General features: G+C 69.0%; 11 protein-coding genes. 8 read left to right on the plus strand and 3 right to left on the minus strand.

From position 1 onward, the window contains the following. Window positions 1-40 precede the first annotated feature (40 nt). Window positions 41-6,067, plus strand: coding sequence for a hybrid sensor histidine kinase/response regulator (locus tag AC3WQM_RS16335; RefSeq protein WP_492680134.1), 6,027 nt, complete (start codon window positions 41-43; stop codon window positions 6,065-6,067). A 39-nt stretch (window positions 6,068-6,106) separates the two neighbouring features. On the opposite strand, the gene AC3WQM_RS16340 is transcribed toward AC3WQM_RS16335, so the two are convergent. Then, window positions 6,107-7,189: a helix-turn-helix transcriptional regulator gene (locus AC3WQM_RS16340; protein WP_492680136.1), complete on the minus strand. Its 1,083-nt coding sequence runs from the start codon at window positions 7,187-7,189 to the stop codon at window positions 6,107-6,109. Continuing rightward, on the minus strand, window positions 7,186-8,346 hold the full coding sequence (locus AC3WQM_RS16345) for a helix-turn-helix transcriptional regulator (protein ID WP_492680138.1): 1,161 nt from the start codon (window positions 8,344-8,346) through the stop codon (window positions 7,186-7,188). The genes AC3WQM_RS16340 and AC3WQM_RS16345 overlap by 4 nt, the downstream gene beginning before the upstream one ends. 184 nt (window positions 8,347-8,530) lie before the next feature. On the opposite strand from AC3WQM_RS16345, the gene AC3WQM_RS16350 reads away from it, so the two are divergent. Both AC3WQM_RS16350 and AC3WQM_RS16355 read left to right on the plus strand, forming a co-directional pair. Then, window positions 8,531-10,183 (plus strand): hypothetical protein, encoded by a 1,653-nt coding sequence (locus AC3WQM_RS16350; RefSeq protein ID WP_492680140.1) that lies wholly within the window; start codon window positions 8,531-8,533, stop codon window positions 10,181-10,183. Continuing rightward, window positions 10,180-10,569, plus strand: a complete 390-nt coding sequence (locus tag AC3WQM_RS16355) for a hypothetical protein (protein ID WP_492680142.1) — start codon at window positions 10,180-10,182, stop codon at window positions 10,567-10,569. Before AC3WQM_RS16350 ends, AC3WQM_RS16355 begins: the two co-directional genes overlap by 4 nt. On the opposite strand, the gene AC3WQM_RS16360 is transcribed toward AC3WQM_RS16355, so the two are convergent. After that, window positions 10,520-12,067, minus strand: a complete 1,548-nt coding sequence (locus AC3WQM_RS16360; RefSeq protein ID WP_492680144.1) for a cryptochrome/photolyase family protein — start codon at window positions 12,065-12,067, stop codon at window positions 10,520-10,522. The genes AC3WQM_RS16355 and AC3WQM_RS16360 overlap by 50 nt on opposite strands. On the opposite strand from AC3WQM_RS16360, the gene AC3WQM_RS16365 reads away from it, so the two are divergent. The 5 genes from AC3WQM_RS16365 to AC3WQM_RS16385 are packed head-to-tail and all read left to right on the plus strand — an operon-like array spanning window position 12,068 to window position 15,852. Then, window positions 12,068-12,667, plus strand: a complete 600-nt coding sequence (locus AC3WQM_RS16365) for a YqgE/AlgH family protein (protein WP_492680146.1) — start codon at window positions 12,068-12,070, stop codon at window positions 12,665-12,667. Then, the gene (gene ruvX, locus AC3WQM_RS16370; protein WP_492680148.1) at window positions 12,664-13,116 is read left to right on the plus strand and encodes a Holliday junction resolvase RuvX; all 453 of its coding nucleotides are present in this window, start codon (window positions 12,664-12,666) and stop codon (window positions 13,114-13,116) included. Before AC3WQM_RS16365 ends, ruvX begins: the two co-directional genes overlap by 4 nt. Further along, the gene (pyrR, locus tag AC3WQM_RS16375) at window positions 13,113-13,610 is read left to right on the plus strand and encodes a bifunctional pyr operon transcriptional regulator/uracil phosphoribosyltransferase PyrR (protein ID WP_447747116.1); all 498 of its coding nucleotides are present in this window, start codon (window positions 13,113-13,115) and stop codon (window positions 13,608-13,610) included. Before ruvX ends, pyrR begins: the two co-directional genes overlap by 4 nt. After that, window positions 13,610-14,572: an aspartate carbamoyltransferase catalytic subunit gene (locus AC3WQM_RS16380; protein ID WP_056577783.1), complete on the plus strand. Its 963-nt coding sequence runs from the start codon at window positions 13,610-13,612 to the stop codon at window positions 14,570-14,572. Before pyrR ends, AC3WQM_RS16380 begins: the two co-directional genes overlap by 1 nt. Next, window positions 14,569-15,852 carry a dihydroorotase gene (locus tag AC3WQM_RS16385; protein WP_492680150.1) on the plus strand — a complete coding sequence of 428 codons (1,284 nt, stop codon included), beginning with the start codon at window positions 14,569-14,571 and terminating at the stop codon, window positions 15,850-15,852. The genes AC3WQM_RS16380 and AC3WQM_RS16385 overlap by 4 nt, the downstream gene beginning before the upstream one ends. Window positions 15,853-15,900 lie beyond the last annotated feature (48 nt).

Below are 15,900 nucleotides of genomic sequence, written 5' to 3' on the forward strand. Positions count from 1 at the left end.
CAGTGAAAAACTGACAGATACAGAACGGCGAGCAATCAACGTGTCGATTCAAACCCCTGCCACGGCCCCCCTCGCCGGCAACATGCCGGCCACCGAAGACCTCGGGCCGCTGGCCTGGGTGCTGGGAGAAATCCAGAAATCCCTCGACGGTGTCGGCAAGTCGCTGCGGCGTTTCGTGCGCGACGTGGGCAGTGCCACGGAGCCCGAGAGCGGCCCGCTGCAGATGGCCCGCCAGCAACTGCACCAGGCCGTCGGCGCGCTGCAGATGGTGGGCCACAGCTCGCCCGCCCTGGTGCTCGGCACCATCGAATTCGCGGTGCAGGGCTTCATCGCCGAACCGCAGCGCTGCACCGAGAGTGCCGTGCACAAGATCGAGCGTGCCGGCTTTGCCGTCACCGATTTCCTCAGCGCACTGCTGGCCGGCAAGGCCGTGTCGTCGGTGGCGCTGTTCCCGCAGTACCGCGATGTGCTGGAGCTGGGCGGCAATGAGCGCGTCCACCCGGCAGACCTGTGGAGCACCGCGTGGCGCTGGGTCGAGGTCAAGCCTGCGCTCACGCAGGCCGCGCTGGCCTGCGACCCCTCCGTGCGTTCGCGGCTCGACCGCGAAGTGCTGCAGCTGGTCAAGAGCAGCGATCCGCAGGCCGCGCGCCGGCTGCATGCGCTGTGCCTGGGGCTCGGTCGCGGTGCGCTGTTGCCGCGCGTCGCGAGCTTCTGGACGCTGGCCGCGGGCTTCTTCGAGGCCCTCGCGCTGGGCCTGATTCCCTTCGACACCTACGTCAAGCGCGCGGCCTCGCGCGTGCTGCTGCAGTACGCCACGCTGGCGCGCGGCGACAGCGTGGTGTCCGACCGCCTCGGCCAGGACCTGCTGTTCTTCTGCGCCCAGGCCGTGCCCGGCGCACAAGACGATGCCGCCACGCTGCGCACCGTGCGCAGCGCCTGGGGCGTCACGCAGGAGCCGAGCGTTGACTACACCGTGGTGCAGTTCGGCCGCTTCGATCCGCTGGTGCTCTCGCAGGCGCGCAAGCGCATCGAGACCGCCAAGGAAATGTGGTCGGCGCTCTCGGGCGGCGACATCACGCGCACGCGCCAGGTGGCCGACACCTTCGCGCAGCTCGGCGAATCGCTGCACAAGCTGCACCCGCCGAGCCAGCCGATGGTGCAGGCGCTGACGCACGCCGTGGACGCCTCGGTGCGTTCCGGCCAGCCGCCCGACACCGAACTGGCGATGGAAGTCGCCACCTCGGTGCTGTACCTCGAGGCCGCACTCGAAGACCTCGACCCCAGCGACCCGCAACTCACCGCCCGCACGCTGCAGCTGGCCGGCCGCATCGAACGTGTGCGCGACGGCGGCCGTTCCGAGCCGCTCGAGCCGTGGATGGAGGACCTGTACCGCCGCGTCAGCGACCGCCAGACCATGGGCACCGTGGTCGACGAGCTGCGCAGCCACCTGAGCGAACTCGAGAAGTCGCTCGACCAGTATTTCCGCCGCCCGGCCGAAAAGCCGCTGCTGCGCACCGTGCCCACCCAGCTCATGCAGATGCGTGGCGTGTTCTCGGTGCTGGGGCTCGAGCAGGCCGCGCACACCGTGCAGCGCATGCGCGACGACGTCGAACAGATGCTGCAGGTCAATCGCTCGCCCGTCGAGGAAATGGCCACCTTCGACGCGCTCGGCAACAACCTGGGCGCGTTGGGTTTCCTCATCGACATGCTGGGCTACCAGCCTGCACTGGCCAAGCGCCTGTTCGTGTTCGACGCTGAAGCCGGCGAACTCAAGCCGCTGATGGGCCGCCACGCCGCCGATGCCGCGGCTCCGGTCGAAGGCACCGCTGCACCGACCGCCGAGCCCGTGCTCAGCATCGAGGAAGTCGACGCGCAGATCGCTTCCAAGCTCGCCGCGCTGGCCACGCCCAACCGCAAGACCAAGCCGTCGCCGTTGGAAGAATTCAGCCGCAAGGCCGAGAGCTGGACCACCAAGATCAGCGGCCCGTCGGCATTGCCCGACACCGAGGTCACCGAGCTCGAAGAAGACGACCTGCAGAACATCTTCCTGGACGAAGCCCGCGAAGTGGTGGGCAACGGCCTGGCCGCCATCGCCGCGCTCGGCAGCCGTCCTGGTGACACCGAAGAACTCACCATCCTGCGCCGCGCGTTCCACACGCTCAAGGGCAGCTCGCGCATGGTCGGCCTCACCGATTTCGGCGATGCCGCCTGGTCGCTGGAACAGGTGGTCAACACCTGGCTGGCCGACCAGCGCGACGCCACGCCCGAGCTGCTGTCGAGCACCGAGCGCATGCTGCGCGATTTCAGCCAGTGGGTCGAAGCCATTGCCGCCGGCGATGCAGGCACCTGGCATTCGGCGCCGTTCAGCCGTGTGGCCAATGCGCTGCTGGCCGGCGAGCCCGTGCCCGTACCGGTGCGCGTGGCCGACGCCGAAGCGCTCGCGGTCGCTGCGCGCCACATCGCCGCGGAGCCGGCGCCGCTCGCTTTGCCGGAGCTGCCTGAGCTCCCCGACCTGTCGCTGACGCCGCAAGATGTCGCAGCCCCTGACGCCACGTTGGACTTCTCCGATTGGCAGCAGGCGCAAGAAGCGCCACACGCACCGACCAAGCCTGTCACACCCGAGCCCGACGACGATTTCGCGTCCACCGACTTCCTCGACTTCGAAGGCAAGCAAGAGACCGCGCCCGCGCCGCTCGACGTGCTGCCCAGCGGCGACGATTTCGATTTCCTCGCGCCCCCGAAGACGCATGCACCGGCCGAGCCCGCCGTGTCGCACGCCGAACCCGAGCCCGCCCCGGAAATCGAAGCGACGGTGCCGACCGCGTCGGGCCTGCCCGATCTCGAATGGACGCCCGAGCCGCTGCCGCTGGCTGCTGCTGAGCCTGTCACCGAGACGGTGGCGCATGTCGAAGTCATCGAAGCCGCCGAAGAGCTGCCTGCGCTGGAAGTGCCGGTCGAACCGCAGCCGGAATCGGAGCCGGTGCTGGCGAGCGTCGAAGTCGCACCCGAGGCGCCTGTCGCCGTCGAAGCGCTGCTTGAAGTCGTCGCTACGGAACCAGAATTCGTGCCGGAACCCGAGCCCGTGCTGGCACAGGCCGTTCCCGAACCCGAGCCGTCCATCGCGCCGAGCGCCGAAGACCAGGTCAAGGTGATCGGTCCGCTGCGCATCGGCATCGCGCTCTACAACGTCTACCTCAACGAAGCCGACGAATGGTCCCGTCAGCTCGCGACCGATGTCGGCGAATGGGCGCTCGAAACCCACGAGCGCCTGCCTGACTCGACCATCGCGCTGGCCCATTCGCTGGCCGGCAGCTCGGCCACCGTCGGCTTCCACAGCCTCTCGGGCATGGCCCGCCTGCTCGAATCCGCGCTGCAGCACCTGCAGATGCAGGGCAGTGGCACGCGTGAGCAGGGCGTGGTGCTGGTCGCCGCGGCCGACGAGCTGCGTCGCCTGTTGCACCAGTTCGCCGTCGGCTTCCTGCGCGACCCGTCCGAAGCGACGCTGCAGGCGCTGCGCGAAATCGCCGCCGCACCGATGCCGCCCGAAATCGCCGCGGCCCGTTTCGAGACGCTGATTCCGAAGCAGATCGTGGCCAACGACGCCTTTGCCGATGTGGCACTGGACGACAACGAAGACGCCATCGACCTGGCCGATGCGGTCGACGTCGACCTGTTCCCGATCTTCGAGGAAGAGGCAGCCGAACTGATGCCCCAGCTGGGCGAGGCGCTGCGCCAGTGGTCGCACCACCCCGACGATGCTGCGCCGCGCGCCTCGGTGCTGCGCACGCTGCACACGCTCAAGGGCAGCGCACGGCTGGCCGGCGCCATGCGCCTGGGCGAGCGCGCGCACCGCATGGAGTCCGAGATCGAACTCCTGGGCTCCCAGGGGGCCGAGCGCGCCGACATCGAGAAGCTGCTGGCCCGCCTCGACACGCTGCAACACACCTTCGACGCCCTGCGCGCGGCCGACGACGCCGCCCAGGTCGAGGTGGCCCAGCTGATCGCGACCGCCAGCCCGACCGCACCCGCCATCCAGCGCGTGCAGGTGGCGCCCGACACCCTGGTGTCGGCGAACGACGACCAGGCCGAGGCCGCTGCCGATGGAGCGCCGACCGAGTCCACTGCCTCGCCGTCTTCGCTGCCGCGTCCCGCGACGGCCATGCTCGCACCGTTGCGTGCGGCATCGAGCCAGGCCGTGCGCATCCGCACCCAGCTGCTCGACCGCCTGGTCGCGCAGACCGGCGAGGTCATCATCACGCGCTCGCGCCTGGAGGCCGAACTCGGCCAGCTGCGCGGTTCGCTGGCCGACCTCACGGGCAACCTCGACCGCCTGCGTCAGCAGCTGCGCGACATCGAGGTGCAGGCCGAAAGCCAGATGCAGTCGCGCCTGGCACAGGCCAAGGATTCGCAGCAGAGCTTCGACCCGCTCGAGTTCGACCGCTTCACCCGCGTGCAGGAACTCACGCGCATGATGGCCGAGTCGGTGAACGACGTGGCCACCGTGCAGCGCACCTTGCAGAAGACCGTGCAGGCCACGGAAGACGACCTGAGCGTGCAGGCACGCCAGACACGTGAACTGCAGCGCGGCCTGCTGCGCACGCGCATGGTGGAGTTCGAAGGCATCTCCGACCGCCTGTACCGCGTGGTGCGCCAGGCCTCGAAGGACACCGGCAAGCAGGTGCGCCTGGACATCGTCGGCGGCTCCATCGAAATGGACCGCGGCGTGCTCGACCGCATGACGCCCGCCTTCGAGCACCTGCTGCGCAACTGCGTGGCGCACGGCATCGAAGACGCGGCGGTGCGCGAAGCGTCCGGCAAGGACGCCAGCGGCCTCATCGTCATCGACCTGCATCACGAAGGCAACGACGTGTCGGTGAGCTTCCGCGACGACGGCGCCGGCCTCGACCAGAAACGCATCGCCGAACGCGCCCGCGCGCTCGGCCTGCTCGGCCACGACCAGGACCTGTCGCCCGAAGAAGCCACCGAGCTGATCTTCAAGCCCGGTTTCTCGACGGCAGGGCAGGTGTCCGAACTGGCCGGTCGCGGCATCGGCATGGACGTGGTGCGCGCACAGATCGCCGCGATCGGTGGCCGCATCGAAACACACAGCACGCCGGGCCAGGGCACCACCTTCAAACTGGTGCTGCCGCTGACCACCGCCGTGACGCACGTGGTGATGCTGCGTGCGGGCGAGGTGTCGATCGGCGTGCCGTCGAACCTCGTGGAACTCGTGCAGCGCGTGAGCGGCGCCGACCTCGAGGCCGCCTACCTGAACCACAGCTTTGCCTTCGGCAGCGAGCAGGTGCCGTTCTACTGGGCCGGTGCGCTGCTGCAGCACTCCATCCGCAGCGAACACGCCGCCACGAAGAACAACACGCTGGTGATCGTGCGAAGCGCGGCGCAGCGCGTGGCCCTGCACGTGGACGAAGTGCTGGGCAACCAGGAAGTCGTGGTCAAGAACCTCGGCCCGCAGCTCGCGCGGCTGCCCGGCCTGGCCGGCATCTCGGTGCTGGCTTCGGGCGCGGTGGCACTCATCTACAACCCGGTGGCGCTGGCGGCAGTGCATGGCGACCAGGCGCGTGCGCGCCAGACCGCCGCATTGGCCGCACCGACGCACGCCGCGTCGGCGGACGCCGGTGCGCCGCAAACCCCGGCGGCTTTCGCTCCGGTGGTGCCGCAGGTTCCGCTCGTGCTGGTGGTGGACGACTCCATCACCGTGCGTCGCGTCACGCAGCGTCTGCTGCAGCGCGAAGGCTATCGCGTGTCGCTCGCGGCCGACGGTCTGCAGGCGCTCGAACGGTTGCAGCAGGAGCGCCCGGCCGTGGTGCTGTCGGACATCGAGATGCCGCGCATGGACGGCTTCGACCTGGCCCGCAACATCCGCGCCGACACCGCGCTGGCCGAGTTGCCGATCATCATGATCACCTCGCGCATCGCCGAGAAGCACCGCGAGTACGCGCGCGACCTGGGCGTGAACCACTACCTGGGCAAGCCCTACTCGGAAGAGGAACTGCTGCGCCTGGTGCGTGCGTACACGAGCGAGTCGGCGCTGGCCGCAGCAGCCTGACCCGGGCCGGGGCTGCGGCCCCGGTCGGTCTTCTTCCGTTCAGGGCGCGAGCAGCGCCTTGCGCACCAGGTCGACCTGCCGCGCACATTCCATCTTGGTCATCAGCGAGGTGACCTGGCTGCGCACGGTGTGCACCGACACCCCTTGCACAACCGCATGCTGTTTGGATGACTGACCGGCCATGAGCGCGGTCAGCACGCGCGCCTCGGCGGGCGTGATGCCGAAGGCGCTGCAGAGGCTGTCGATCGAGGGCGTTCCCCGCGCCCGGTCGAAACGGATGCGGGCCAGCACCAGCGCCTCTTCGCCCAGGCTCAGACGCGGTGCCGCGCGAACCAACTCCAGGTGTTCAGGACCTGCCGGCCCACCGGCGATGGAGAGGCAGACCTGGTGATCCGATTGCGCAGCCTGCGCGAGGCCCGACACCAGTGCTTGCTGTGTCTGGGCAGACGGATGCCAAAGCCGTTGACCGCGCAGGCGCAGTGCGTGGTGGGTGCCGAAGAACTCCAGGGCTGCGGCCGATGCGTGCAGCACGGTGCCTGTGCGGGTCACCAGGAAGATCGCCTCGTCGAAGGCCGCGAATGCGGATTCGGCATCGCCGAGCCATTGCCGGGTTCTGAGGTCGCGTCGTGCCAGGCCTTGTCGCAGTGCATGGGTGACACGGCGCACCCGCGTGTTGTCCAGCAGCCCGCGCGCAGGTGCAGCGGTACTGCGTTGCACCGTCAGACCGCCGCGGCGTTGAGGGCCCTCTTCGACGATGCATGCCAGCATCTGCCGCGCACCGTGGCGGCACATGAAGTCGGCGTAGTAGACGTTCCTCGAAAGAAAAGCCGACGAGAACAACTCGTGCGTGTCGAACCAGCTTCCCGGCCGCGCGCCGAGGGTCGTGGGAATCAGGATGTCGTGGGCGCAGAAATGCTGTGCATATTCGCGCTCGGCAGTGGCCGAAATGTTGACCTGCTGAAAGCTCAACAGCTCATTGCCGTTCTCCAGCAGGATGAAGGTGACGCTGTCACCACCGATCACCTGCCGCATCCCGTGCAGCAGGTCGGTCCATGGCGGCTGGGGATCGTCCAGATGCGCGATGGCATCCAGCGTGCGGCGCAACGCGCTGTCCTGGTTCATGGACTTCCCCCTGTCTCCAGCAGCGGTGACTGCGCGAGCAGGCCTTTGCGCACCAGGTCGACCTGCCGCGCGCACTCCATCTTGGTCATCAGCGAGGTGACCTGGCTGCGCACCGTGTGCACCGACACCCCTTGCAACACCGCATGCTGCTTGGGTGACTGACCGGCCATGAGCGCGGTCAGCACGCGTGCCTCGGCGGGCGTGATGCCGAAGGCCCTGCAGAAGCCGTCGATGGACGGTGGCACGCGCGTGCCATCGTGGCGCATGCGGATGAAGACCAACGCCTCCTTGCCCAGACTGAGCTCGGGCGCGGCGGGCACGAGTTCCAGGCGGCACACACCGCCCGTGTCGTCCGGGACGGCAAGGCGCATCGGCTCGCGGGCCCGCGGCGCCTGCGTGAGCGCCGACTGCAAGGCGCGCTGCACATCGAGACCTGGATGCCAGAGCCGGCCGCCGCGCAGGCGCAGCGAATGCCCTTGGCCGAGGAGCTCCTGGGCCCGGGCAGAGGCGCGCAGCACGGTGCCTTGTGGCGTGGTCAGGCAGATGGCTTCGCCAAAACCAGCGAAGGCCGATTCGGCCGTGTCGAACCACTGGCGCGTCATCGCTTCGCGCTGTGCCATTCCCCGCCGCAGCGCGCCGGTGGCCCGACGCACCGTGGCGCTTTCCAGGTCACGCCGCGCATGGTCGGCAGGCATGTTGCGCTGCACGGTGAGGCCGCCGCGCCGCTGCGGGCTGTCTTCGATGATGAAGGTGAGCAGCTGCCGCATCCGGTGCTGGCACATGAAGTCGACGTAGAAGGCCTCTTTCGACAGCAGGGACGAGGAGAACAGCTCTTGCGTGTCGAACCAGCTGCCGGGCGCTGCACCGATGGTCAGCGGTGCCACGATGTCGTGCGCGAAGAAGTGTTCGGTGTAGACGCGTTCGGCGGCCGGCGAAACATCGTGCTGCTGAAAGTTCAGCAGCTCGCCGCTGTCGCCGATCAGGATCAGTGTCGCGCTGTCGCCGCCGATCAGCTGCTGCATGCCTTCGAGGAGCGCCGTCCAGGGCGGTTCCCGATCGCCCAGGTGCGCAATCGCATCGAGCGTGCGCTGCAGTGAGAGATCCCGATTCATTGCAACCTCCTCCCCCGGACGGACGCCGACGTTTTTCGCCGGCATGATGCGCGCCCGCGTCGCCGGGTGTCAACGCGGGCTGCGGCCCTTCTTCTTATCGCGACCGGCCCCGGCCGCGCATCGTGCATTTACACGATGCGCCGTGCAGAACCCCCTCCCACACTGCCCAGAACCCGGATTCGCTGTCAGGCGAACGGGGTACTCGACACACAACCCGGAGGAAAAAACCATGCAAGTTCGTTGGACCAGAGGGGCCGTTCCGTTGGCCTGCGCAAGCTTCCTGTTGGCACTGTCTGCCTGTGGCGGAGGAGGCAGTGGTGGCGGCGGAGGGGGCGGCTTTCCGTTCGGCCTCGGCGGCGGCGCCGGGCCAGGCACCAACCCGCCGCCGACAACGCCGGGCGAGGTCACCGTCTCCGGCAAGGTGATGGTGCTCGGTGCGGTGAGCGGGGCGCTGGTCTGCGTGGACCGCAACCTCAGCGGCACCTGCGACGAAGGCGAGCCCGTCGCTGCTGCCAAGACCGGTGAAGACGGCGCCTACAGCTTCGGCTACACGCCGGCCGACGAGGCCGCCGCGACCGAACTCGCCGCCGCGCCGCTGCTGGCGCTGGTGGATGGCGACAACCCCTCGCTGCCCGCGTTCTCCAAGGCCTTCACGCTGAGCGCGCCGGCCGGCCACCGCACGCAGGTCAATCCGCTGACCACGCTGCTGCAGGCCGGCATCGCGGCAGGCCTTGCGCCCGAGCGGGCCGAGGCGCTGGTGCTGCTGCAACTGGGGCTGCCCGAGGTCGCTCAGCTGTACGACTACCAGGGCGTGGCCGTGACCGACGGTGGCCGTTTCGAGGACAACGCCTTCAGCGCCGCGCTCATCGTGGCCGATGCACTGGACCAAGGGGTCAAGTTGCGCCTGCTCGATCCGGCCACCGTCACGCCGTCGGCCTCGGACCAATTGGCGCGACTGGATTTCACGAAATTCGATCAGTACGTTGCCCGGACCTACCCGACCGATGGCGTGCCCGATGCGGCCACCGGCAAGATCAAGCTCACCGACCGGCGCGAAGGCCAGACCGCCGGCGCACCGGCCACGCACGACACGCTCTACGGCAACTACCTGCAGCTGGGGCCCAACGGCTGGGTGCGTTGCGACGAGAACTCGGGCTTCACCAGCACCCTCGGCACACCGAGCCGCAGCGAGTATTGCGGGGGCACCTCGGTCAGCCTGGGTCATTCGGTGTCGACCGACATCGCCGGCCGCAAGATGGCGGAGGTTGTGGCCGAGATGCAGGCGGCCGATGGCAACAGCATCTTCGGCGTCGCGCCGGCGGTCGCCTTCGGCAACCAGGACCCCACCTTCCCGGCCGGATCGATGCTGCGCTATCGCCGGGGCCTGGAGCTGACACAGCCCTATTCGATCAACCTCCCCGGGGACAAGACCAACTTCGCGACGCTCGAGGCGTTGATCGCGGCATACCCCGCCGCCAGCGTCGGCCTGCCCGCTGGTTCGGGCACCAACAGCCTGGGGCTGATGGACGAAGCGCAGACCCAGAACCTGCGCTTTGCATTCACCAGTGCCAGCACCGTGCAGTACTACGCCTGCACGTTCCACCCCGCCACCAACACCTTCGACACCTGCGCGGCCGCCGGCACCGGCAAGGTGGAAATCCGCACGCTGGGCGGTGCGCGCGTGATGGTCTTCGACGGCGGCCGTCCGCCGAGCACCGTGCGCACGCTGCGCAGCTTCGGCGAATACGACGGGGCGGTCTACGTGGCGCGCGGCGTCAAGCCCGACACGCGCTACAACGTCGGCACGTCGCGCCGCCTGAACGGCGTGGCCTGGGAGGCGATGAAGCCCCGGCTGGGCATCACGACGGGCGGTGCGCCATGAAGCGCGCCCTGGGGGCGCTGTGCGCGGCCGGCGCCGCCGCGCTGGCCGCCGGCGGGGCCGCGGCCCAGGCGCCCGATGGGCTGGAGGGCGAGTGGAAGGGGCGCATCACGATCAAGAGCGGTCGCCAGTTCGATGCGGACCTGCAGCTGCAGGCCACGGGCGGGACCTGGCGGACGCTGTTCCAGAGCCCCGCCGACCCCTGCGTCGGCATTCCGACGCCGATGCAGTGGCGGCGCCTGGAGGGCGGCGACTACGAACTGCACTTCCAGCCCAGCAAGACGCTCGCCGGCTGCCGCGACACCCTGGTCACGTTCCAGCGCGTCGATGCGAGCACGCTCAAGGGCCAGTCCGACGCGGGCGCGCAGATCGTGCTGACGCGCCGTTGAGCGGCGCCTGTGCGGCGGCTCGCGCCGTCGCATAGCGCTGCATCGTCTTCTCCCGCGCCTCGGCGTGGTCCACCACCGGCTTGGGGTAGTTGTCGCCCAGCCTGACGCCTGCCGCTTCCAGCTCGACCGGCGTGGCCATCCACGGCGCATGGATCGCCACGTTCGACAGGCCCGCGAGCTGCGGCAGGTAGCGGCGGATGAACTTGCCCTCGGGGTCGAAGCGTTCGCTCTGCGTCACCGGGTTGAAGATGCGGAAGTAGGGCTGGGCGTCGCAGCCGGTCGAGCTGGCCCATTGCCAGCCGCCGTTGTTCGAGGCCAGCTCGAAGTCGTTCAGGTGCTGCGCGAAGTAGCGCTCGCCGCGCCGCCAGTCCAGCCCCAGGTCCTTGCACAGGAAGCTCGCCACCACCATGCGCAGCCGGTTGTGCATGTAGCCGCTCTGCCGGATCTGCAGCATCGCCGCATCGACCAGCGGGTAGCCGGTGCGGCCCTCGCACCAGGCGTCGAAGAGCTGGTCGGCGTGCTTGCCGTGGTGCCATTGGATCTTGTCGTACTCGGGGCGGAAGCTCTTCGACTCGCCGTTCGCGTGCACGTGCGGAAAGTGCGCCAGGATCTGGAAGTAGAAGTCGCGCCAGACCAGCTCGCTGAGCCAGGTCGCGGCCCCGCTGTTGCCCTGCAGCGCCAGCTGGTGCGCCACGCTGGCCAGCTGGCGGATCGACACCGTGCCGAAGCGCAGGTGCACGCCCATGTAGCTGGGCCCGCGCACGGCCGGGAAGTTGCGCGCCTCGTCGTAGCGGTCGATGCGCTCGAAGAAATCTTCGAACAGTGCGCCCGCGCCGCGCGTGCCGGTGGGAATCTCCAGCGTCTGGAGGTTGGTGCTTTCAAAACCGATGTCGGCCAGCGTGGGCACGGGCCCGTTCAGGGCCGGGGGCGGCGGGGCGAGCGCGTCGGCGTGGCTGCGCACGGGGTACGACTTCAAAAAGAACGAATCCACCTTCGCCAGCCAGGCCCGCTTGTACGGCGTGAACACCGTGTAGGGCAGGCCGGCCTTGGTCATGACCTCGTCGCGGTCGAAGACGGTGCTGTCCTTGAAGGTGTGGAAGCTGATGCCCGTGTTGGCCAGCGCGCCGAGCACGCGGGCGTCGCGCGCCAGGGCGTCGGGCTCGTCGTCGCGGTTGGCGAACACCGCCTGCACGTCGAGCGTGTGGGCCAGCGCCGGAATCTCTTCGGCGGCCACCGCGTGCCGCACGATGAGTCCGCTGCCCAGGCCGCGCAGCTCGGCTTCGAGCTCCACCAGCGACTCGCGGATGAATTCGACCCGCCGGTCCGCGCGGGGCAGGGCGTCCAGGATTGCCCGGTCGAACACGAAAACGCACACCACCTGCCGGCAGGCCCGCAGCGCCCGGTACAGCGCTGCGTTGTCGTCCACCCGGAGGTCCCGGCGAAACCACATGAGCCCTTTGGGATAGGTCTTATCGACGGCCAGTAAAATCGGGGGCATATGGCTGCTGATTCTGCCCCGATGAACCTGACGCATCACTTTCTGATCGCGATGCCGGGGATGGAAGACAAAACTTTCAACCGCAGCGTCGTTTACCTCTGCGAACACAGCGAGCGCGGTGCGCTCGGGCTGGTGATCAACAAACCCAGCGACATCAACCTCAAGGTGCTGTTCGAGAAGATCGAGCTGCACCTGGCCCGCCCCGAGCTGGGCGAGGCCCCCGTTTTCCAGGGCGGCCCGGTGCAGACCGAGCGCGGCTTCGTGCTGCACGAGCCGGTGTTCACCCAGGCCGAGAAGCCCGAGGAATCGGTCTACGCCTCGACCATGACCATCCCCGGCGGGCTCGAAATGACCACCTCCAAGGACGTGCTGGAGGCCCTGGCCACCGGCGCCGGCCCGCGCAAGGTGCTGGTCTCGCTGGGCTATTCGGCCTGGGGCGAGGGCCAGCTGGAGTCCGAACTGGCCGAGAACAGCTGGCTCACCGTGCTGGCCGACCCGGTCGTGATCTTCGATACACCGGTGGAAAAGCGCTACGACAAGGCGTTGATGCTGCTGGGGCTCGAGGCTTGGACCTTGTCTCCCGACGCGGGCCACGCATGAGCGACGTCATGTCCGACGCGCCCGCATCCGCCCCTGTTCCTGTCCCCGCCGCCGTTCCCGCGCATTTCCAGAGCTTCCTGGGCTTCGACTTCGGCGCCAAGCGCACCGGCGTGGCCAGCGGCAACCGGCTGCTGCGCACGGCGACCCCGCAGACCACCATCAAGGCCGAGGGCGCCGACGCCCGCTTTGCCCAGGTCGAGGCGCGCATCAAGGAATGGCAGCCCGACGCCCTGGTGGTCGGCGTGCCCTACCACCCCGACGGCGCCCCGCACGAGAACACCCGCCGCGCGCAGAAGTTCGCGCGCCAGCTGCGCGGCCGTTTCAATCTCCAGGTGTTCGAGGTGGACGAGCGCTACAGCACCACCGAGGCCTTGTCGTCCGGCGCCCGCGATGCCGACGCCGCCTCCGCCTGCATCATCCTGGAACAGTTTTTGAGGAGTCTCCCGTGAGTTCAATCCCCGATGCCGAAGCGCTCTACACGACGCTGCTGTCCGGCGTGAAGGCGCTGATGCGCCCCGAGACGAAACTGGTGGGCATCACCTCCGGCGGCGCCTGGCTGGTCGAGCGCCTGCAGAAAGACCTGGGCCTGGCCGGTGCCCCCGGCGTCATCTCGTCGGCCATGCACCGCGACGACTTCGCGCGCCGCGGCCTTTCGGCCAGCGCGCAGACCGCGCTGCCCTTCGACGTGAACGGCGCCGACGTGCTGCTGCTCGACGACGTGCTCTATACCGGCCGCACCATCCGCGCCGTGCTCAACGAGCTGTTCGACTTCGGCCGTCCCGCCTGCGTGCGCCTGGCGGTGCTGGTGGATCGCGGCGGTCGCGAACTGCCCGTGGCCGCCGACTTCGCCGCGACGACGCTCACGTTGCCGAACACCCAATTGCTCGCCCTCGCACGCGCCGACGACGGCGCCTTCAGCCTCAAGGTGGAGGACAACACCTAATGCTCTACAAGCGAAACCCGCAGCTCAACAAGAACGGCGAGCTGATCCACCTGCTGTCGATCGAGGGCTTGCCCAAGGACATCGTCACGCACATCCTCGACACGGCCGCCAACTTCACGAGCGTGAGCGACCGCGAGGTGAAGAAGGTGCCGCTGCTGCGCGGCAAGAGCGTGTTCAACCTGTTCTTCGAAAACAGCACGCGCACGCGCACCACCTTCGAGATCGCGGCCAAGCGCCTGAGCGCCGACGTCATCAACCTCGATATCGCGCGTTCCTCGGCCACCAAGGGCGAGTCGCTGCTCGACACCATCGCCAACCTGAGCGCCATGGCCGCCGACCTGTTCGTGGTGCGCCACAGTGAGTCGGGCGCGCCGTACCTGATCGCGCAGCACGTCGCGCCGCACGTGCACGTGGTGAACGCCGGCGACGGCCGCCACGCGCACCCGACGCAGGGGCTGCTCGACATGTACACGATCCGCCACTACAAGAAAGACTTCTCGAACCTCACGGTCGCGATCGTCGGCGACGTGCTGCATTCGCGCGTGGCGCGCTCCGACATCCACGCGCTCACCACGCTCGGCTGCGCCGAAGTGCGCGTGGTCGGCCCGAAGACGCTGGTGCCCGCCGACATGGCCGGCATGGGCGTGCGCGTGTGCCACACGCTCGAAGAAGGCATCAAGGACTGCGACGTCGTCATCATGCTGCGCCTGCAGAACGAGCGCATGAGCGGCGCGCTGCTACCCTCGTCGCAGGAGTTCTTCAAGACCTTCGGCCTCACGCAGGAAAAGCTGCAGCTGGCCAAGCCCGACGCCATCGTGATGCACCCGGGCCCGATCAACCGCGGCGTCGAGATCGACTCCGCCGTGGTCGACGGCAAGCAGAGCGTGATCCTTCCGCAGGTCACCTTCGGCATCGCCGTTCGCATGGCCGTCATGAGCATCGTGGCAGGTAACGAAGCATGAACATCCTCATCACCAACGGCCGCGTCATCGACCCCGCCTCGGGCACCGACAAGCTCACCGACATCGCCATCGTCGACGGCAAGATCGCCGGCATCGGACGCGCACCGGCGGGCTTCAAGCCCGAGCGCACCCTCGACGCCACGGGCTGCATCGTCACCCCCGGCCTCGTCGACCTCGCCGCGCGCCTGCGCGAACCGGGCTACGAGCACGAAGGCATGCTCGAAAGCGAAATGGCCGCAGCCATCGCGGGCGGCGTGACCAGCCTCGTGTGCCCGCCCGACACCGACCCCGTGCTCGACGAGCCCGGCCTGGTCGAGATGCTCAAGTTCCGCGCCGAAAAGCTGCAGTGCGCACGCCTGTTCCCGCTCGGTGCGCTCACGCGCAACCTGGCCGGCGGCGTGCTCACCGAGATGGCCGAGCTCACCGAGGCCGGCTGCATCGGCTTCGGCCAGGCCGACGTGCCGCTGGCCGACACGCAGGTGCTGCAGCGCGCGCTGTCGTACGCCAGCACCTTCGGCTACACCGTGTGGCTGCGTCCGCAGGACCGCGACCTCGGCAAGGGCGTGGCCGCCAGCGGCGCGCTCGCCACGCGCCTGGGCCTGGGCGGCGTGCCGGTGGCGGCCGAGACCATCGCCATCTTCACCATCATCGAGCTCATGAAGAGCACCGGCGCGCGCGTGCACCTGTGCCGCATTTCCAGCGCCCGCGGCGTGGCGCTGGTGCGCGAGGCCAAGGCGCAGGGCCTGCCGATCACCTGCGACGTCAGCATCAACTCGCTGCACCTGGCCGATACCGACATCGGCTTCTTCGACAGCCGCGCGCGCCTGAACCCGCCGCTGCGCCAGCAGGGCGACCGCGACGCGCTCTCGGCCGCGCTGGCCGACGGCACCATCGACGCGCTGGTGTCCGACCACACGCCGGTCGAGGCCGACGCCAAGACGCTGCCTTTTGCCGAAGCCGAACCCGGCGCCACCGGCCTTGAACTGCTGCTGCCGCTCGCGCTGCAGTGGGGCGAGCGCAGCGGTGCGGGCCTGGCGCGCGCCATCGAGGTCGTCACCTCGGCACCGGCGCGGCTGCTGAACGCGGCCGACGCGGCCAGCGGCATCGGGCGCATCGTGCAGGGCGGCGTGGCCGACCTGTGCATTGCCGATCCGTCGCTCGAATGGCAGGTGGTGCCCGAAGCGCTGCGCAGCCAGGGCAAGCACACGCCGTTCTCCAGCTACCCGATGCAGGGGCGCGCGCGCCACACGCTGGTGGCCGGTCGCATCGTGCACGGCTGATCGACGCGCCCGCCACACGGCACGCCGTCAAAAAGAAGAAGAGGGCCC

This window comes from Variovorax sp. FW301-JW7, assembly GCF_058788795.1.

What these genes read in the sequence shown, in the direction of transcription:
- AC3WQM_RS16355 (WP_492680142.1), top strand. Translation starts at nt 10,180, where the DNA reads ATGAAGCGCGCCCTGGGGGCGCTGTGCGCGGCCGGCGCCGCCGCGCTG.
- AC3WQM_RS16350 (WP_492680140.1), top strand. Translation starts at nt 8,531, where the DNA reads ATGCAAGTTCGTTGGACCAGAGGGGCCGTTCCGTTGGCCTGCGCAAGC.
- AC3WQM_RS16345 (WP_492680138.1), bottom strand. Translation starts at nt 8,346, where the DNA reads ATGCCGGCGAAAAACGTCGGCGTCCGTCCGGGGGAGGAGGTTGCAATG.
- AC3WQM_RS16385 (WP_492680150.1), top strand. Translation starts at nt 14,569, where the DNA reads ATGAACATCCTCATCACCAACGGCCGCGTCATCGACCCCGCCTCGGGC.
- AC3WQM_RS16360 (WP_492680144.1), bottom strand. Translation starts at nt 12,067, where the DNA reads ATGCCCCCGATTTTACTGGCCGTCGATAAGACCTATCCCAAAGGGCTC.
- AC3WQM_RS16380 (WP_056577783.1), top strand. Translation starts at nt 13,610, where the DNA reads ATGCTCTACAAGCGAAACCCGCAGCTCAACAAGAACGGCGAGCTGATC.
- AC3WQM_RS16365 (WP_492680146.1), top strand. Translation starts at nt 12,068, where the DNA reads ATGGCTGCTGATTCTGCCCCGATGAACCTGACGCATCACTTTCTGATC.
- ruvX (WP_492680148.1), top strand. Translation starts at nt 12,664, where the DNA reads ATGAGCGACGTCATGTCCGACGCGCCCGCATCCGCCCCTGTTCCTGTC.
- AC3WQM_RS16340 (WP_492680136.1), bottom strand. Translation starts at nt 7,189, where the DNA reads ATGAACCAGGACAGCGCGTTGCGCCGCACGCTGGATGCCATCGCGCAT.